General features: G+C 66.9%; 17 protein-coding genes and 1 tRNA gene. 7 read left to right on the top strand and 11 right to left on the bottom strand.

Annotated features, from left to right (window positions below; all coding sequences use genetic code 11):
* Nucleotides 1-100: 100 nt before the first annotated feature.
* From TEF_06645 to TEF_06635, 3 genes are all read right to left on the bottom strand, one after another.
* The gene (locus TEF_06645) at nt 101-1,336 is read right to left on the bottom strand and encodes an AMP-dependent synthetase (protein ANK80514.1); all 1,236 of its coding nucleotides are present in this window, start codon (nt 1,334-1,336) and stop codon (nt 101-103) included.
* A 67-nt stretch (nt 1,337-1,403) separates the two neighbouring features.
* Nucleotides 1,404-2,627, bottom strand: coding sequence for an isomerase (locus tag TEF_06640; protein ANK80513.1), 1,224 nt, complete (start codon nt 2,625-2,627; stop codon nt 1,404-1,406).
* Between the two features lie 114 nt (nt 2,628-2,741).
* Nucleotides 2,742-3,833, bottom strand: a complete 1,092-nt coding sequence (locus tag TEF_06635; GenBank protein ID ANK80512.1) for a zinc-binding dehydrogenase — start codon at nt 3,831-3,833, stop codon at nt 2,742-2,744.
* Between the two features lie 88 nt (nt 3,834-3,921).
* On the opposite strand from TEF_06635, the gene TEF_06630 reads away from it, so the two are divergent.
* The 3 genes from TEF_06630 (at nt 3,922) to TEF_06620 (ending at nt 6,156) form a co-directional block, all read left to right on the top strand.
* Entirely contained in the window at nt 3,922-4,545 is a 624-nt protein-coding gene (locus tag TEF_06630; GenBank protein ID ANK80511.1) for a glutathione S-transferase, read from the top strand.
* A 61-nt stretch (nt 4,546-4,606) separates the two neighbouring features.
* A complete protein-coding gene (locus TEF_06625; protein ANK80510.1) occupies nt 4,607-5,512 on the top strand; it encodes a hypothetical protein in 906 nt (301 codons plus the stop codon).
* An 11-nt stretch (nt 5,513-5,523) separates the two neighbouring features.
* Nucleotides 5,524-6,156 (top strand): peptide-methionine (S)-S-oxide reductase, encoded by a 633-nt coding sequence (locus TEF_06620; protein ID ANK80509.1) that lies wholly within the window; start codon nt 5,524-5,526, stop codon nt 6,154-6,156.
* Between the two features lie 324 nt (nt 6,157-6,480).
* On the opposite strand, the gene TEF_06615 is transcribed toward TEF_06620, so the two are convergent.
* The 5 genes from TEF_06615 to TEF_06595 form a co-directional block, all read right to left on the bottom strand.
* The gene (locus TEF_06615) at nt 6,481-7,560 is read right to left on the bottom strand and encodes a phenylacetic acid degradation protein (GenBank protein ID ANK80508.1); all 1,080 of its coding nucleotides are present in this window, start codon (nt 7,558-7,560) and stop codon (nt 6,481-6,483) included.
* Nucleotides 7,561-7,713: 153 nt separating this feature from the next.
* The gene (locus TEF_06610; protein ANK83315.1) at nt 7,714-8,337 is read right to left on the bottom strand and encodes a phenylacetate-CoA oxygenase subunit PaaJ; all 624 of its coding nucleotides are present in this window, start codon (nt 8,335-8,337) and stop codon (nt 7,714-7,716) included.
* Entirely contained in the window at nt 8,229-8,999 is a 771-nt protein-coding gene (locus TEF_06605) for a phenylacetate-CoA oxygenase subunit PaaI (GenBank protein ID ANK80507.1), read from the bottom strand. Before TEF_06605 ends, TEF_06610 begins: the two co-directional genes overlap by 109 nt.
* Nucleotides 8,999-9,289: a 1,2-phenylacetyl-CoA epoxidase subunit B gene (locus TEF_06600; GenBank protein ANK80506.1), complete on the bottom strand. Its 291-nt coding sequence runs from the start codon at nt 9,287-9,289 to the stop codon at nt 8,999-9,001. The genes TEF_06605 and TEF_06600 overlap by 1 nt, the downstream gene beginning before the upstream one ends.
* Nucleotides 9,290-9,305: 16 nt before the next feature.
* A complete protein-coding gene (locus tag TEF_06595; GenBank protein ANK80505.1) occupies nt 9,306-10,280 on the bottom strand; it encodes a 1,2-phenylacetyl-CoA epoxidase subunit A in 975 nt (324 codons plus the stop codon).
* 254 nt (nt 10,281-10,534) lie between these two features.
* Here TEF_06595 and TEF_06590 point away from each other — a divergent pair.
* Nucleotides 10,535-10,609 (top strand) — tRNA-Thr (locus TEF_06590).
* A 272-nt stretch (nt 10,610-10,881) separates the two neighbouring features.
* A complete protein-coding gene (locus TEF_06585; GenBank protein ID ANK80504.1) occupies nt 10,882-11,403 on the top strand; it encodes a hypothetical protein in 522 nt (173 codons plus the stop codon).
* A gap of 9 nt (nt 11,404-11,412) precedes the next feature.
* On the opposite strand, the gene TEF_06580 is transcribed toward TEF_06585, so the two are convergent.
* Complete coding sequence (locus tag TEF_06580; protein ID ANK80503.1) at nt 11,413-11,901, bottom strand: hypothetical protein; 489 nt, start codon at nt 11,899-11,901, stop codon at nt 11,413-11,415.
* A 132-nt stretch (nt 11,902-12,033) separates the two neighbouring features.
* Nucleotides 12,034-12,819 (bottom strand): 3-hydroxybutyrate dehydrogenase, encoded by a 786-nt coding sequence (locus TEF_06575; GenBank protein ID ANK80502.1) that lies wholly within the window; start codon nt 12,817-12,819, stop codon nt 12,034-12,036.
* 564 nt (nt 12,820-13,383) lie between these two features.
* On the opposite strand from TEF_06575, the gene TEF_06570 reads away from it, so the two are divergent.
* Entirely contained in the window at nt 13,384-13,854 is a 471-nt protein-coding gene (locus TEF_06570) for a hypothetical protein (GenBank protein ID ANK80501.1), read from the top strand.
* Between the two features lie 119 nt (nt 13,855-13,973).
* Nucleotides 13,974-14,480, top strand: coding sequence for a hypothetical protein (locus TEF_06565; GenBank protein ANK80500.1), 507 nt, complete (start codon nt 13,974-13,976; stop codon nt 14,478-14,480).
* A gap of 122 nt (nt 14,481-14,602) precedes the next feature.
* Here TEF_06565 and TEF_06560 read toward each other — a convergent pair whose 3' ends face one another.
* Complete coding sequence (locus TEF_06560; protein ANK80499.1) at nt 14,603-15,490, bottom strand: hypothetical protein; 888 nt, start codon at nt 15,488-15,490, stop codon at nt 14,603-14,605.
* Nucleotide 15,491: the final 1 nt, after the last annotated feature.

The following is a 15,491-nucleotide window of genomic DNA, read 5'->3' as shown; positions in this document are numbered from 1 at the left end:
TTCCGGGGAGGACCCAGTCCAATGATTCGCTGGGCCCCCGGATCAAGTCCAGGGGCGCCGTCTCACTTGTGTCTTCCCCTCGCGCGCCTCTTCGCACCGCCTACTTGAACTCCCGCGCGTCCTCGACGACGACGCCGTCATTGGGCAGGCTGCCGGGCGCGACGATCTCGACCTCGCCGCGCAGCTTGGTGACCGTCTGCACCGTCTGCTTCAGCGCCTCGATCAGCGCCGCGCCGCCCGAGGAGGCCTCGGCCTTGAGGGTCATCTGGTCGCGGTTGTCGGGATTGGTGACGACGATGCGCGCCTTGTCGACTTCCTTGTGACGGTCGACGATCTGGCCCACCAGCTTGGCGTGGACGAACATGCCGCGCACCTTGCAGGACTGGTCGGCCCGTCCCATCCAGCCCTTGATGCGGGTGTTGGTGCGGCCGCATTCGCTCTGGCCCGGCAGAATCGCCGTCATGTCGCCGGTGCCGTAGCGGATCAGCGGATAGATCGGGTTGAAGGTGGTCACCACGATCTCGCCGACCTCGCCCTCCGCGACCGGCTCGCCCGTGCCGGGGCGGCAGATTTCCAGGATCAGCCCCTCGTCCAGGATCATGCCCTCGACGGGGATCGATTCGTAAGCGATCAGCCCGACGTCGGCGGTGCCGTAGCCCTGCGTGGTCTGGATGCCGCGGTCCTCGAACCACTGCCTGAGCGAAGGCGGCAGCGGCTCCGCGCCGACCGAGGCCTTGCGGTAGGAGGAGCTGTCACGCCCCATTTCGTCCGCCTTCTCCAGCAGGATGCGCAGGAAGGACGGCGTGCCGGCATAGGCGGTGGGCTTCAGCTTCTCGATCGCGTCGACCTGCATCTCGGTATTGCCGACGCCGCCGGGGAAGACCGCGCAGCCGATGGCGCGGCAGCCCGTCTCCACCAGCATGCCCGCCGGGGTGAGATGATAGGAAAGCGTGTTGTGGACCACGTCGCCCTGGCGGAAGCCGGCGGCGTAGAGCGCGCGGGCGTAGCGCCAGTGGTCGCGCGCCGAGCCGTCGGGCTCGAAGATCGGGCCGGGCGACATGTAGATGTGCGCCATCTCGGTGACCGCCACGGCGTTGAGGCCGCCGAAGGGCGGGTTCGCCGCCTGAGCCTCCTGCACGTCCGGCTTGCGGATGACGGGCAACTGCCGCAGCGCCTCGCGGCTGTTGATCTCTTCCGGGTGGATGTCCTTGTAGAGTTCGCCGAAGAAGGTCGAGCCATTCTTCGCGTGCGCCACCTGCCCCGGCAGCGCCGCCATCAGGTCTTCCTCGCGCTTTTCCGGCGCGCGGGATTCCAGCCCGTCGTAATGATCCGTCATTCTTGCCTCCCCTGGTGCGTCTGCGCGCGCGAAGCCTAGCGTGAAAGCCGGCGTCCGGCCAAGCGGCTCACTGCGCGCCGAAGCGCACAGCGTCCGGCGCCATCTCCAGATGCAGTTCGTCGCCCTCATAGGGGTGCGCCAGCGCCACCGCGTCATCCAGCTCGATGCCCAGCCCCGGCGCGTCGGGCGGGATGACATAGCCGTCCTCCCAGCGGATTCCGGTCTTCAGAACCTCGGCGTGGAAACCGCCGAAGGTCTCGATGCTCTCCAGGATCAGGAAGTTCGGAATGCAGGCGGCCAGCTGGATGTTGGCGGCGGCGACGACTGGCCCGCAATAGAGGTGCGGCGCGATCTGGGCGTAGTGCGTCTCCGCCATCGCCGCGATCTTCTTCGCCTCCAGGATGCCGCCGACGCGGCCCAGATTGGGCTGCAGGATCGAGGCCGCGCCGCATTCGAGGACGCGCGCGAACTCCCATTTCGTCGCCAGGCGTTCGCCGGTCGCGATCGGCACGGCTGTCGCCCGCGCGACCCGGGCCATCATCTCCGGCCGTTCGGGCGGCGTCGGCTCCTCGAACCAGAGCGGATCGAAGGGCTCGATCCGGCGCGCCATGCGTTTCGCGCCGGAGACCGTGAACTGGCCGTGGGTGCCGAACAGCAGGTCCGCGCGATCGCCCACCGCCTCCCGGATCCGCCGGCAGAACGCCTCCGACCGGTCCAGGGCAGCGATGTCGGGCTGATGACCGTCGTGAACGGAATAGGGGCCGGCGGGGTCGAACTTCAGCGCCGTGAAACCGAGCCCGACATAGTGAAGCGCCCGCTCGGCGGCCATGTCCGGGTCGTCATAGACGGTCTTCCGCCCCGCGCCGGCCTGCGGATAGACGTCGCCCGCCTCGGGATAGATGTAGGTGTAGCTGCGCAGCCCGTCGTGCACGCGGCCGCCCAGCAGCTTGTGGACCGGCTGGCCGGCCGCCTTGCCGACAATGTCCCAGCAGGCCATCTCAAGGCCGCTGAGCACGCCCGACATGGAAATGTCCGGCCGCTGCGAATAGCCGGCGCCGTAACCGCGCCGCCAGAGCTTCTCGATGTCGTGCGGATCCTCGTTCTCGAAGAAGCGGGCGAAGGTGTCGGCGACCATGGCCTCCACGACCTTCGGCCCGAAGCTGGCGGCGTAGACCTCGCCCAGTCCCTCGATCCCGCAGGCGGTCGTCAGCCTGACGAAGATGAAGTAGCGCCCGCCCTTGCGCGGCGGGGGATTGCCGACGACGAAAGTCCGGCAGTCAGCGAGTTTCATGATGCTTCCCCAATTCTGTCATCCCCGCCACCGCGCAGCGGTGCGCGGGGATCAAGCGACGTCGCACGTGGCGTTCCTTCCTGATACCGATCCCCGCGCAGGGCGGGGATGACGCTATGGGACGTCTCCGAAGACGATGACGTTGCGCAGCGCCTCGCCGCGGCGGACCTGGTCCATCGCCTCGTTGATGCGTTCCAGCGGGAAGCGGCCGGAGATCAGTTCATCGAGCTTCAGCCGGCCCTGGCGGTAGAGTTCGACCAGGAAGGGGATGTCCGCCTGGATGCGCGCACCGCCCATCTTCGAGCCCAGGATGCGCTGGTTCAGGCCCGCCAGCGCGCCGGGATCGAGATCGACGGTGACGCCGCTGGGCGGCATGCCCACCAGCACCACGGCGCCGCCCGGCGCGGCCATCTGCAGGGCCTGTTCGACGGCGACACGGACGCCGACGGTGACGAATACGTAATCAACGCCGCGTCCGCCCGTGGCCGCGCGCACGGCGGCGATCAGGTCCTCGGCCTGCGGATTGACCGCGTGAGTGGCGCCGAAGGCGCGGGCCGTCTCCAGCTTGGCGTCCGAAAGGTCGGCCGCGAAGATCACCGACGCGCCGGAGAGCGCCGCGCCCTGGATGCTGTTGAGACCGACGCCGCCGGCGCCGATGACGGCGACCGTCGCGCCGGCCTCGATCCAGGCGGTGTTGCTCACCGCGCCGAAGCCGGTGATGACGCCGCAGGCGAGCAGCGAGGCGCTCTGCAGCGGCACATCCTTCGGGATGACAACGGCCTGGCTGTGATCGACGGTGACGCTCTCCGCGAAGGCGCCGGTGCGCAGTCCCTGAACCAGGCTCTCGCCCGCGGCGGTGGACAAGGGCGAGGCCATGTCGAGGGGAAAGACCGCGCCGCAGGTTACCGGCTGGCCCCTGGCGCAGGCCGGACACTCGCCGCAGGCGCGGATCAGCGTGACCACGACATGGTCGCCGACAGCCAGCCCGGCGACGTTGTCGCCGACGGCCTCGACGACGCCGGCGGCCTCGTGGCCGTAGACGGCGGGCAGCTCTCCGCCCCAGCCGCCATCGGCGAACAGGATATCGCTGTGGCAGATGGCGCAGGCGGCGAGCCGCACGCGGACCTCCCCCGGACCGGGACCGGCGAGGCGGACCTCCTCGATCGCCAGCGGCTCCCCGAAAGCGCGGCAGACGGCGGCTTTCATGATCGTGATCCCCTTCGTCCTCTCGCGGCGGGCGAAAACACCCTAGGATCGCGGTTACGGAAACTCAAAACCCGATTGGGGGATCCTCATGATCATCGTCCACCACCTGGAACATTCCCGCTCCCAGCGCGTCCTCTGGTTCCTGGAGGAACTCGGGGTCGAGTACGACATCAAACTCTACCGCCGGAATCCCGAGACCAACTTCGCACCGCCGGAACTGAAACAGGTCCATCCGCTCGGCAAGTCGCCCGTGGTCGAGGACGCCGGCCGGATGATCATCGAATCGGGTGCGATCATCGAATACCTGTCGATGACCTATGGCGAAGGCCGCTTCACGCCGGCGCAGGATTCGCCCGACTACCTGCCTTACCTGCAGTGGATGCACTATGCCGAGGGCTCGGGCATGCTGCCTTTCCTGCTCAGGCTCTACGCCAGCCGGCTGGGCGACGCGGCCGGGCCGCTGATGCCGCGGATCGACAGCGAGACCGACAACCATCTGAGCTACATCGAGGGCGCGCTGGAAGGCCGCGACTTCTTCCTCGGCGACGAAATCTCCGCCGCCGATTTCCAGATGAGCTTCGTCGCCGAGATCGCCAAGGTACAGGGCATGCTGAAGGATCGCTCGAACCTTTCGGGCTTCGTCCAGCGCATCCAGGCCCGCGACGGCTACCAGCGCGCGCTGAAGCGCGGCGGCCCCTACCGCTTCGCATAGGTCACCCGCTTTGTCCGGCCCGGCCGGCTGTGCTTCAATACGGGACGGGAGGACATTCGCCATGACTCTGAAAATCTGGCCGGTCACGGAAAGCTTCGCCGCCGAGGTCGACGGGGTCGACCTGTCGCAGCCGCTCGACGCGGACACCGTCGAGGAAATCAAGCAGGCCTTCTGGCAGTACGCCGTCCTGGTCTTTCCCGACCAGGAGCTGACCCAGGATCAGCATGTCGACTTCGCGCGGCATATCGGGCCGCTGGAGGAATCCATCGCGCGCCACCGCAAGGACATCAAGCCGCGGCTGCGGCTCGACCTGGCCGACGTCTCCAACCTCAACGACCGCGAGGAGATTCTGGAGGAAGATCACCGGCTCCGGCAATTCCAGCTCGGCAACCGGCTCTGGCACACCGACAGTTCCTTCAAGTTCGTGCCCGGCCGCGCCAGCCTGCTCTATGGCCGGGCCGTGCCGCCGGCGGGCGGGCGCACCGAGTTCGCCGACGAGCGCGCGGCCTGGGACGCGCTGGACGCGGCGACGCAGGCAAAGCTGGACGGACTGATCGCCGAGCACTGCATCCGCTATTCGCGCATGCGCATGGGCTTCGACAATTTCTCCGAGGAGGAAATCCGCCAGATGCCGCCGGTGCCGCAGGTGCTGGTGCGCACCATTCCGGAGACGGGGCGGAAGAATCTCTATCTCGCCTCCCACGCCCTGAAGATCGTCGGCATGGAGGACGAGGCCGCGAAACAGCTGATCGACGACCTGATCGCGCACGCCACCCAGCGCCAGTTCGTCTACAGCCACCGCTGGCGGGCGAACGATCTGGTGATGTGGGACAACCGTTGCACCATGCACCGGGGCACGCCATTTGACGATCTGGTCTACAAGCGGGACGTGCAGCGGGCGACAGTGGCCGAGCCGGCCAATTCCGTCGAGATGGCGGGCCTGCCGCTGCCCGGGATCGCGGCATAGGAGCGAGAGCCATGGGTCTGTTCGGATCGAAACGCGACGACGGCGCCTTCGGACTGGTGTCGGGCAGCTTCCCCGACCCGGCGACGGACATCGACGCCGCCGCCGACAAGGGCGTGGCCGTGCTTGCCGGCGGCTGCTTCTGGTGCGTGGAGGCGGTCTATCTGGAACTGGAAGGCGTCCGGTCCGTGGTCAGCGGCTATGCCGGCGGCTCGCCGGAGACGGCAGACTACAACAGCGTCTGCTCGGGCCGCACCGGCCATGCCGAGGCGGTCGAGATCGGCTACGACCCGCAGAAGATCAGCTTCGGCATGCTGCTGAAGATCTTCTTTTCCGTGGCCCACGATCCGACCCAGGTCGACCGTCAGGGCGCCGATGTCGGCCCGCAATACCGCTCCGCGATCTTCTACGCCGACGACGAACAGAAACGCGTGGCGGAAGCCTACATGGCGCAGATCGACGACGCCGGCGTGCTGGACGGCGCCATCGCCACGACGCTGGAGCCGCTGAAGAAGTTCTTCGAGGGCGAGGACTACCACCAGAACTACGCCGCCCGGAACCCGATGCAGCCCTATATCGCCTTCACCACCGCGCCGAAGGTGCAGAAGCTCTACAAGCTCTATCCGGAGAAGACCAAGGGGCGCTGACGCGCCCTGGGATCAGGTATCCCTTGTCGCCCTTGAACCCCGGATCCTGTCCGGGGCAGGCTTGATCCAAGGACGAAGGACTTGGCTCTCGGGTCAAACCCGAGCACGCCGGATGGGCCAATGCATCAGAGGATGTGCTGGAGCGGACCAGCACCTGATCGAATCTACCCGCCAGTTTCCCTCCCTCCCTTGTGGGGGAGGTGGCTGCGCAGCAGCCGGAGGGGGGAAGGCCGGAGGCCATTCCGACTTCGCCGATTCACCCCCACCCCGGCCCTCCCCCATCAAGGGGGAGGGAGAACTTTTCAATCAGATGTTCGAACGCCGCTAACCCCGGTCGTCGTAGTCGAGCACGACGCGGTCGCTGACCGGCGTCGCCTGGCAGGTCAGCACGTAGCCGGCCTCGATCTCCTCGGGCTCCAGGCCGTAGGTCCTGTCCATCTCCACCTGGCCCTCCACCAGCTTCGCGCGGCAGGTGCAGCACATGCCGCCCTTGCAGGCGAAGGGAAGGTCGGCCTGCCGCGCCAGCGCGGCGTCGAGGATGGAGGTGCCGTCGTCGACCATGTCGAAGTCCATGCGATGGCCGTCGACGACCACGCCCACATGACGGGTCGGCAGGGTCTCTCCCGGGGCGGCGGTCTTCTTCGGTTTCGCATTACCGTCCTCGGCCGGGGTGAACAGCTCGAAGCGGATGCGCTTGCGCGCGACGCCGCGGTTCTTCAGCGCCCCGGACACGGTCTCGATCATCGCCTGCGGACCGCAGAGGTAGAACGTTTCGGTGCCTTCCACGTCGATCAGCCGGTCCAGCATCATGTCGAGCTTGGCGTCGTCGATCCGGCCCGACAGCAGCGGCGCCTCCTGCGCCTCGCGGGAGAGGACATGCAGAATGGAAAGCCGCGCGGGGAAGCGGTTCTTCAGGTCCTCGAGCTCCTCGCGGAAGATCACCGTGCCGGCCGAGCGGTTGCCGTAGACCACGGTGACCGACGACTTCGGCTCGCAGAACAGCACCGCCTTGACGATGGCCAGGATCGGCGTGATGCCGGAACCGGCGGCGAAACAGACGAAATGCGCCTCCCGTTCCGGGTCCGGGCGCAGCACGAAGCGGCCCTCGGGCGCCATCACATCCATCGCGTCGCCGGGGCCGATGTCCTCGTTGGCGAAGGTGGAGAACAGCCCGCCCTCGACGCGGCGGATGGCGACGCGGATCTCGCTCTCCGTCGGGCCCGAACAGATCGAATAGGAGCGCCGCACCTCGCGGCCGCCGACGTCGGCCTTGAGCGTCAGGTACTGGCCGGCCTCGTGATCGAAGGCGGACCTGAGATCCTCGGGCACGTCGAAGGCGATGGAGACGCTGTCGGGGGTCTCCCGGCGGACGTCGGCGACTTTCAGGCTGTTGAACAGGGCCATGGACTCATCCTCCGCCTCGAAACGGCAGCAATACTGTCACCCCCGCCTTGTGCGGGGGTCCGGAGCGGCTTCGCCGCAGGTCGTTTGATTTGACCGGATGCCCGCATGAAGCGGGCATGACACAAGGATGTCTGACTCCCGAACCGGTCATCGTCAGTGGCACTTGAAGTAGTCGAAGGGCTCCAGGCACGCATTGCACTGGAAGAGCGCCTTGCAGGCGGTGGAGCCGAAGGGACTCAGCATTCTGGTGTCGGCGGCCCCGCAATGGGGACAGGCGACGTCGGGCGTCTCCCCCAGCAGGTGACGCTTGTCGGTCGAACGCCCGACGGGCGGGGCGATGCCGGCTTCCCTGAGCTTCTCGCGGCCGCGCTCTGTGATCTCGTCGGTCGACCAGGCGGGCGAGAGCACGACGTCCACGGTCACCGCCCGGCAGCCGCCCGCGACCAGCCGCTCGTGGATCAGCAGCTTCATCATGTCTGTCGCCGGACAACCGGTATAGGTCGGCGACATCTTCACCACCGCGCCGCCGTCATCGGCCAGTTCGACGCCGCGGATGACGCCGAGGTCGAGCAGGCTGAGATTGGGGATCTCCGGGTCCGGCACCTCGGCCAGCATGGCCCAGACATCGTCGAGCGTGGGAAGGGTCTCGGTGGCCATGGGGTCCGCCTCTACCAGTTCAGCCCCGGATAGGTCCGCTGCATGAACTGCATCTCGGTCAGCATGTAGCCCAGATGCTCGGAATGCCTGCCTTCCAGGCGCCCGCCGACGACGGACCAGCCCTGATCCGGCCAGTCCAGCGTCGCCTCGTCGAGGACGGCGCGGACATCCCGCTCCCAGGGCTCGCGGAGCGCGCCGAGATCGGGGCCGACCCCGGCCTCGGCCATCATGCGGTCGACCTCGTCCATCTCGAAGAACTCGGCGGTGAAGCCGAACAGCGCGGCCATGCCGTCGGTCATGCGCCGATGGCTTTCCCCGGTGCCGTCGCCCATGCGGATTACCCAGCCGGCGGAATGGCGGCGGTGATAGGCGACCTCCTTGACCGCCTTGGCGGCGATCTCCGCGATCCGCGTGTCGCCGGAGCGCTCGAACGCCTGCATCAGCAGCAGGTTGTAGCTGTCGAACAGGAACTGCCGCGCCATGGTCTGCGCGTAGTCGCCGTTGGGTTGCTCGACCAGCAGCAGGTTGTTCATGTCCCGCTCGGGACGCAGGAAGGCGAGGTCGTCCTCCGTGCGGCCCGCGCCCTCGACCTCGCCAGCGTACTGGTAGAACAGCCGCGCCTGGCCGATGAGGTCCAGCGCCACATTGGTCAGCGCGATGTCCTCCTCCATCACCGGGCCGTGGCCGCACCACTCGCCCAGACGGTGGCAGAGTACGTGCGCCGTGTCGCCCAGCCGCAGCAGGTAGCGGAACAGCGCCCGGTCGTATGTCGGCGGCGCCATCAGATGTTCTCCACCCCGTCGGGCACCGAATAGAAGGTCGGATGGCGGTAGACCTTGCCCGCCGCCGGATCGAACAGCATGTCCTTGTCGTCCGGGTCGGAGGCGACGATATCGGCCGACCTCACCACCCAGATGGAGACGCCCTCGGAGCGCCGCGTGTAGAGATCGCGGGCGTTCTGGATAGCCATCTCGGCGTCCGGGGCGTGCAGGCTGCCGGCGTGTTTGTGGTTCAGGCCCTCGCGGCTGCGGATGAAGACTTCCCACAGCGGCCATTCCTTGCGATTGCTCATCGCCTCGTCCTCCTGATCAGGCGGCCTCGCGGCCCGCGCGAGCGCGCTTCTTCTCGGCGTGGGCCAGGGCGGCCTCGCGCACCCAGGCGCCGTTCTCGTAAGCCTCGCGGCGGTTGCGCAGCCGGTCGCGGTTGCAGAGCCCGTTGCCCTTCACGACCCGCCAGAACTCGTCCCAGTCGATCCGGCCGAAGTCATAATGGCCGCGCGCCTCGTTCCATTTCAGATCGTCGTCGGGAATCTTCAGGCCCAGGAACTCGGCCTGGGCCACGGTCATGTCGACGAACTTCTGGCGCAGCTCGTCGTTCGACTGGCGCTTGACCTTCCACTTGAAGGACGTCGCCGAGTTCGGCGAGTCGGCGTCGTGCGGACCGAACATCATCAGCACCGGCCACCACCACCGGTCCAGCGCGTCCTGCGCCATCGCCTTCTGTTCCGGCGCGCCGTGCGCCAGCACGGTCATGATCTCGAAGCCCTGGCGCTGGTGGAAGCTCTCTTCCTTGCAGATGCGCACCATGGCCCGGGCATAGGGGCCGTAGGAGGTGCGGCAGAGCGCGACCTGATTGACGATCGCGGCGCCGTCGACCAGCCAGCCGATGGCGCCGATATCGGCCCAGGTCAGCGCCGGATAATTGAAGATCGACGAATACTTGGCCTTGCCCGAATGCAGGTCCTCCAGCACCTGGTCGCGGCTGGCGCCAAGCGTCTCGGCGGCCGAGTAGAGATAGGCGGCGTGGCCGGCCTCGTCCTGGATCTTGGCCAGCAGCGCGGCCTTGCGGCGGAGCGTCGGCGCGCGGGTAATCCAGTTGCCCTCCGGCAGCATGCCGACATATTCCGAATGCGCGTGCTGGGAAATCTGGCGGATCATGAACTTGCGGTAGCGCTCGGGCATCCAGTCGCGCGGCTCGATCCGCTTCTCCGCGTCGATATGCGCCTGGAAGCCGGCCTCGCGCTCCGGATCGTCGGTCTCGACGGCCCTGACCTGATCGTTCATCGCTGTCCTCCCGATCGCTGCCGGTCCCAGCCGGGCATTGGCGCAACATGATACATAAATCCGCGTATCTCGCAATGATTTCGTATCATGTTAATCGGATTGCAAGGGATGGCCGGAGGAACGGCGCGCGGGACCGCCCTCCCCTCTGGCCAGGGGCGGAGGCCCGGGCGGGGGACCGGCAGGCGATTCACCATGAAAGGCCCGGCGCAAGCCGGTTGACCGTTCCCGAGGGTTGGGGTACAGCACCCGCCCGTGCCGCCGTAGCTCAGGGGTAGAGCACTCCCTTGGTAAGGGAGAGGTCGAGTGTTCAAATCACTCCGGCGGCACCAGTTTTCCCATTGAAATCGCTGATTATTCCTGAAGCCATCAGCCAATGCTCGGTGGAATGGCAATAGAAGTGTCATTATCAGACTTGGGTCCTCGGTCACCCGAGTCGTGCGCGCGCTCCAAGAGTTTCCAGAGAATTGGTTTGAATACCTGCTGCCGGACGAGGCATGCGGCAGGTGCGAGGCCGGTATCGACTCGAATTCGGTCAATCCATCCGGACGCAGCGCGTACTCTCGTAAAAGTTGCTGGGGGCGACGTGAACCGGAGGGACTTAATGAATAGCAACTTTGGCGCGTTCGCGTATGGGCGGGCTGCACTTGCCGTGACAGCCTTCGCACTGCTCGCCGCCTGTTCGACATCGGACACTGCCGTCGTTTCGGCGGGAACCGAGCAGGAAATCGCGAACACGCGCGCCAGCGAGGTGGCTGTGATCAACAATCTGCCGCGCCCACTGCCCGAGCTCGACGCGCAGTTGAACAGCCAGATGATGGCGACGATGCCGCGTTGTGCGCTGGGAGCGCGTTCTCATCGTGCCGAGATCACCGTCACGGACTTCAAGGAAGCAAACACGGCGAAGGCCTTGCTTATCGGGGATGACATGGAGCTTTCTGGTCGCGTCAGGTTCGTAGACCTTTCAACCAACAAGGTGACAGGTGAGTATTTCGTGGAGGAGAGCTTCTTTTGGGGCGGCATCGTTGGCGCTGCGATGATGTCGAATGCGGCCGCCAAGCTCTCACGCAGCTTCGCGGAAACGGTCTGCAAGGACGTCTTCGGAGTGGACCTCAAACCCGAGTAGTTGTCGCCCTCAGCCGCCCAGGGCGTGTTCCGCGCCGAAGACCTCGCGGCAGACGGCGGCAGCGAACAGGTTCGACAGCACTGTCTCCGGATTGCCCGACGGCGCGCCGGGCAGACTGGTTCCCACCGTGGAGACGCTGACGCGCCAGGGACCGGTGCGGCGCTCCGAACCGCGGGCGACGAAGGTCACCTCGGCGGTGAGCGTGACGCCCTGCCTGCGCTGGGAGCCGGCATCCCGGTCGCGCCGGACCGCCAGCACCTCGACCAGGGCGTCGTGAGGGGCGCCGCCGCCGGCGCAGCCCGGCACGATCGCCAGCATGCTCTCACGTAGTCCGGACGGCAGCGCCGTGGCCGCCACGGTCGCGGAACGCCGGACCTGGACATCGGCCACCGCCACGCCGTCGAGCGGTTCCGTCGCGCTTTCGCAGCCCGCCACCGCCAGCAAGGCGGCGGCGGCCGCCGCCGCGCAGGCCGCGCGGCCCGAATTCCCGATCCACATGGCGCAATCCACTCGTCGTGATCAGATGTGCGGAAGTCTACCGCGCCGGGGCGGTCCGCCGAATGTCGTCCGTCACAGGTGCTTCGGAGAGGACGGCGTCCCGATCCGCCGGCAAGTGTCGCCGTCCCTGCTCTACTGGGCGGTCCAGCCGCCATCGACGGGCAGGGCCTGGCCGGTGATCTGGGCCGCGGCTTCCGAGGCGAGGAAGACCGCCAGGGCGCCGATCTGCTCGGGCGTGGCGAATTCCTGCGACGGCTGCTTTTCCGCCACCAGCTTCCGCTTTTCCTCGTCGAAACTCGTGCCGTTGGCCTGGGCGCGGGCGTGGATCTGTTTCTCCACCAGGGGAGTCAGCACCCAGCCGGGGCAGATTGCGTTGCAGGTGATATTGACGGTCGCGGTCTCGAGCGCCGTCACCTTTGTCAGGCCGACGACGCCATGCTTGGCGGCGACATAGGCGGCCTTCTCTTTCGAGGCGACCAGGCCGTGCACCGAGGCGACGTTGATGATGCGGCCGAAGTCCTGGGCGAGCATGCGCGGCAGCGCGGCGCGGATACCGTAGAAGACCGAGGAAAGGTCGACGGCGATGATCTGGTCCCACTTGTCCAGCGGGAACTCGTGCACGCTGGACGTATGCTGGATGCCGGCGTTCTGGACCAGCACGTCGACGCTGCCGAACGCGTCGACGGTCCCTGACACCATCTCCTCGACCTGGCCGGGATCGGCAACGTCGCAGGCGGCGAAGATCACATTGTCGTGACCATAGCGCTCACGGAATTCGGAAAGCACCGCCTCCGCGGCGTCGTTCAGACGGCGGCCGTTGAGCACCACCCGAGCGCCGGCCCGGGCGAAGGAATGCGCCGTGCCCAGGCCGATTCCGCTGGTTGATCCGGTAACGATAACGTTCTGCGGGCGTGTCATCGAAGCACCCCTTCCGTAGCGGCCGAGAACTTTTGCCCGGTAAGTGTGCACCGTGGCAATATGGTCAGGATACAGGCAATTCTTGCGTTGCAACAATCTCACTTTTGCGCTGCAGTATTTATCGAAATGCGATTTGAGAGGTGGTGCGGCAACAATCTGTTCCGATGTGCTGGCCGCGAAAACATGTAACGAAAGTGGAATGATCCGGGCCTGACGGCGCTATTTACTTGCTCTGGCCACGAAAATGATCGGACGGCCCGGCTTGTGCGTATGCATCGTCGCAATATGTCCAGTAATCGCCGGCCCTTGTTGCGTCCGGCGCGGGGTTTGTCCGTCAAGCTGTCATGATCGTGATGTGTACTACTTGACGGCGAGTCCGACGTCGGCGTCCGGTGGTTTACTGGAAAGTGGGTTCACATTATTACCCGTGACCGGCGCACCGGCGGTGTGACCGAGTCGGCTCCCGCCAGGAGGCTCCGCATGGAGATGAAGGAAATAGATCGTTTCATGCCATCCGAACCGACTGCCGACGGGGCGGAGCAATCCGCCTACCTGACTGCCCAGATGCTGGAACGTTTGATGACGATGACCTATGCGGTCGGCGAGGCTCGAGAATTGCGGTCCTCGCAATGGGCCGCGCTGCGCTTCTTCGCCGGCGCCGGCCCCCGGGAGCGCACGGTCAAGGCGTTCGCCGAATACAACAGCACCTCGACCGCCAGCGCCTCCCAGACCGTCTCGACGCTGGTCCGCCGCGGCCTGCTGAGCAGCGCCGCCTCGCGCCACGACGGACGTTCCAAGGAAGTTGCGGTAACCGAGGCGGGCCGGCGGTTCCTCAAGCGGGATCCGCTGCGCCTGCTCGCGCGCACTCTCGAGTCGCTGGCGCCCCGGGACAAGGGCGGCTTCGACACGATGATCGCGGCCGCTGCCCGCCAGTTGGAGCGGGCGGCGATGGAGGCGGAGATCGATCCGGCGCGGCACGGCGACGGCCTGGCGCGCATGGCCGAAGGCGCCGGCTTCGGCGCGCCCGGCGACTGATCCCGGAACGAACCCGCCGCCGCGGCGATTTTTTCAGTGCAATTAACAATTTGTCAGTTCCGGCGCGGCTAGCCTCGACAATCGCTGTCCTGACGAAGGCTGCCGAGGAGGACGTTCGCATGAGCCTGCAGTCGGAGATCGCGCCCTACGTGGATGCACTCAAGGGGCGCAAGACCCCTGTGTCGCCGTACGAAGCGATCAGTTACATCAATGCTGTGGTGGAGGCTGCGGAGCGGCGTCCGGCCAAGGGCGGAATAGCGCTCAACGAGACGGCGAAGACGCAATGCCTCGCCCAGATCGACGAGAGCCTCCAGACCATTGCCCAGGCCGCCGTCGACATCATGAACGCTGCCGAGACGGTCATGAAGGACGCCGGAACCGACGCGGCCGTGCGCCAGCGGTGCATGGACATGCTGACGGCCTGCGGGTTCCAGGATCTGGTCAGCCAGCGCCTGCTGATCGTCCGTCAGCACCTCAGCGAAACCGCCGGATCCAACGGCACCCGCACCTCCCTGAACGCCACGGCGGCGCGCGAACCCCATGCCGACGACGCCCTGCTTCACGGCCCCAGCACCGGCAAGGAAGCCATGGATCAGGCCGCCATCGACGCCCTGCTCAACGACTGACGCAGCCCGCCGCGCCTCCGCGGGCTTCCGCGGGCTACTCTCCGGAAATCGTCATCGGAAGCGATCGGACAGGTATCCTGCCCTGGCGGCGCACCACCACGCGCCGCGGACGGCGGCGTCAGTCAGCCGCCACTGGCCAGCGGCATGCGTGACGGCGCCGCCGGCCGGACCGTCGAGCCGGCGGTCCCGGGCTGCGCCAGGGTGAACACCCCGAAGGCGAGGCCGGCCGGGCGTTGGTAGAGGTCGGTGATGCCCAGCGTCGATTCCGCCGCGCCCAGCACCAGATATCCGTCGCCATTGCGGAAATAGCGCGGCAGGCGCTCCAGGATCTGGCGCTTGGCATCGCGGTCGAAATAGATCAGCACGTTGCGGCAGAAGATGATGTCGAAACGATTGGCGGGCACCGCCGGCGACAGCAGGTTGTCGGTGCGGAAGGCGATGTGCTGTCGGATCTCGTTCCGAACCCGCCAGCTGCCGTCGCCATGCGGCTCCATGTAGCGCTGAAGGTCGGTCTCGCCGATGCCCCGGCGGGCCTCGAAATCGGTATAGATTCCCCGCTTGGCCAGTTCGATCGACTGCTGCGAGACATCGGTGGCGGTGATCTCGTAGCGATAGCCCGGATGGCTGCGGAAGAAGCTGCTGAGCGTGATGGCTAGACTGTAGGGTTCCTGGCCCGTGGAGCAGGCAGCGCTCCAGATGCGCAGGGTCTTGTCCATGCCCAGCCGGGGCAGGAGCTCGGGCAGGATCGTCGAAGCCAGCCGTTCGAAGGGCGCAACGTCGCGGAAGAACGAGGTCTCGTGCGTCGTCATCCGGTCGATCAGGCCGCCCACCGCCTCATTGGAGGCCGGGCCGTGCATCCGGGCGGCCAGGGCGTCCAGGTCCGGCAGCCCGAGCTGGGTCGCCAGCGGCGCGAGCCGGGAGCGCACCAGATACTCCTTGTCGTCGCTCAGGATATTGCCGGTATGCCGGTTCAGGACGTCCCGGAACACTCTGAAGCTTTCCTTGCTCATC

This window comes from Rhizobiales bacterium NRL2 (assembly GCA_001664005.1).
Lineage (GTDB): Bacteria > Pseudomonadota > Alphaproteobacteria > Minwuiales > Minwuiaceae > Minwuia.
The sequence above is the reverse complement of the archived record's forward strand: the minus strand, read 5'-3'. Positions and strand labels throughout refer to the sequence as shown.

Excerpts from the sequence above, each read along its gene's own strand:
- TEF_06615 (ANK80508.1), bottom strand. The coding sequence starts at position 7,560 with ATGGCCCTGTTCAACAGCCTGAAAGTCGCCGACGTCCGCCGGGAGACC.
- TEF_06600 (ANK80506.1), bottom strand. The coding sequence starts at position 9,289 with ATGAGCAATCGCAAGGAATGGCCGCTGTGGGAAGTCTTCATCCGCAGC.
- TEF_06585 (ANK80504.1), top strand. The coding sequence starts at position 10,882 with ATGAATAGCAACTTTGGCGCGTTCGCGTATGGGCGGGCTGCACTTGCC.
- TEF_06565 (ANK80500.1), top strand. The coding sequence starts at position 13,974 with ATGAGCCTGCAGTCGGAGATCGCGCCCTACGTGGATGCACTCAAGGGG.
- TEF_06625 (ANK80510.1), top strand. The coding sequence starts at position 4,607 with ATGACTCTGAAAATCTGGCCGGTCACGGAAAGCTTCGCCGCCGAGGTC.
- TEF_06635 (ANK80512.1), bottom strand. The coding sequence starts at position 3,833 with ATGAAAGCCGCCGTCTGCCGCGCTTTCGGGGAGCCGCTGGCGATCGAG.
- TEF_06620 (ANK80509.1), top strand. The coding sequence starts at position 5,524 with ATGGGTCTGTTCGGATCGAAACGCGACGACGGCGCCTTCGGACTGGTG.
- TEF_06645 (ANK80514.1), bottom strand. The coding sequence starts at position 1,336 with ATGACGGATCATTACGACGGGCTGGAATCCCGCGCGCCGGAAAAGCGC.
- TEF_06595 (ANK80505.1), bottom strand. The coding sequence starts at position 10,280 with ATGAACGATCAGGTCAGGGCCGTCGAGACCGACGATCCGGAGCGCGAG.
- TEF_06575 (ANK80502.1), bottom strand. The coding sequence starts at position 12,819 with ATGACACGCCCGCAGAACGTTATCGTTACCGGATCAACCAGCGGAATC.
- TEF_06630 (ANK80511.1), top strand. The coding sequence starts at position 3,922 with ATGATCATCGTCCACCACCTGGAACATTCCCGCTCCCAGCGCGTCCTC.
- TEF_06570 (ANK80501.1), top strand. The coding sequence starts at position 13,384 with ATGCTGGAACGTTTGATGACGATGACCTATGCGGTCGGCGAGGCTCGA.
- TEF_06560 (ANK80499.1), bottom strand. The coding sequence starts at position 15,490 with ATGAGCAAGGAAAGCTTCAGAGTGTTCCGGGACGTCCTGAACCGGCAT.
- TEF_06580 (ANK80503.1), bottom strand. The coding sequence starts at position 11,901 with ATGTGGATCGGGAATTCGGGCCGCGCGGCCTGCGCGGCGGCGGCCGCC.
- TEF_06605 (ANK80507.1), bottom strand. The coding sequence starts at position 8,999 with ATGGCGCCGCCGACATACGACCGGGCGCTGTTCCGCTACCTGCTGCGG.
- TEF_06640 (ANK80513.1), bottom strand. The coding sequence starts at position 2,627 with ATGAAACTCGCTGACTGCCGGACTTTCGTCGTCGGCAATCCCCCGCCG.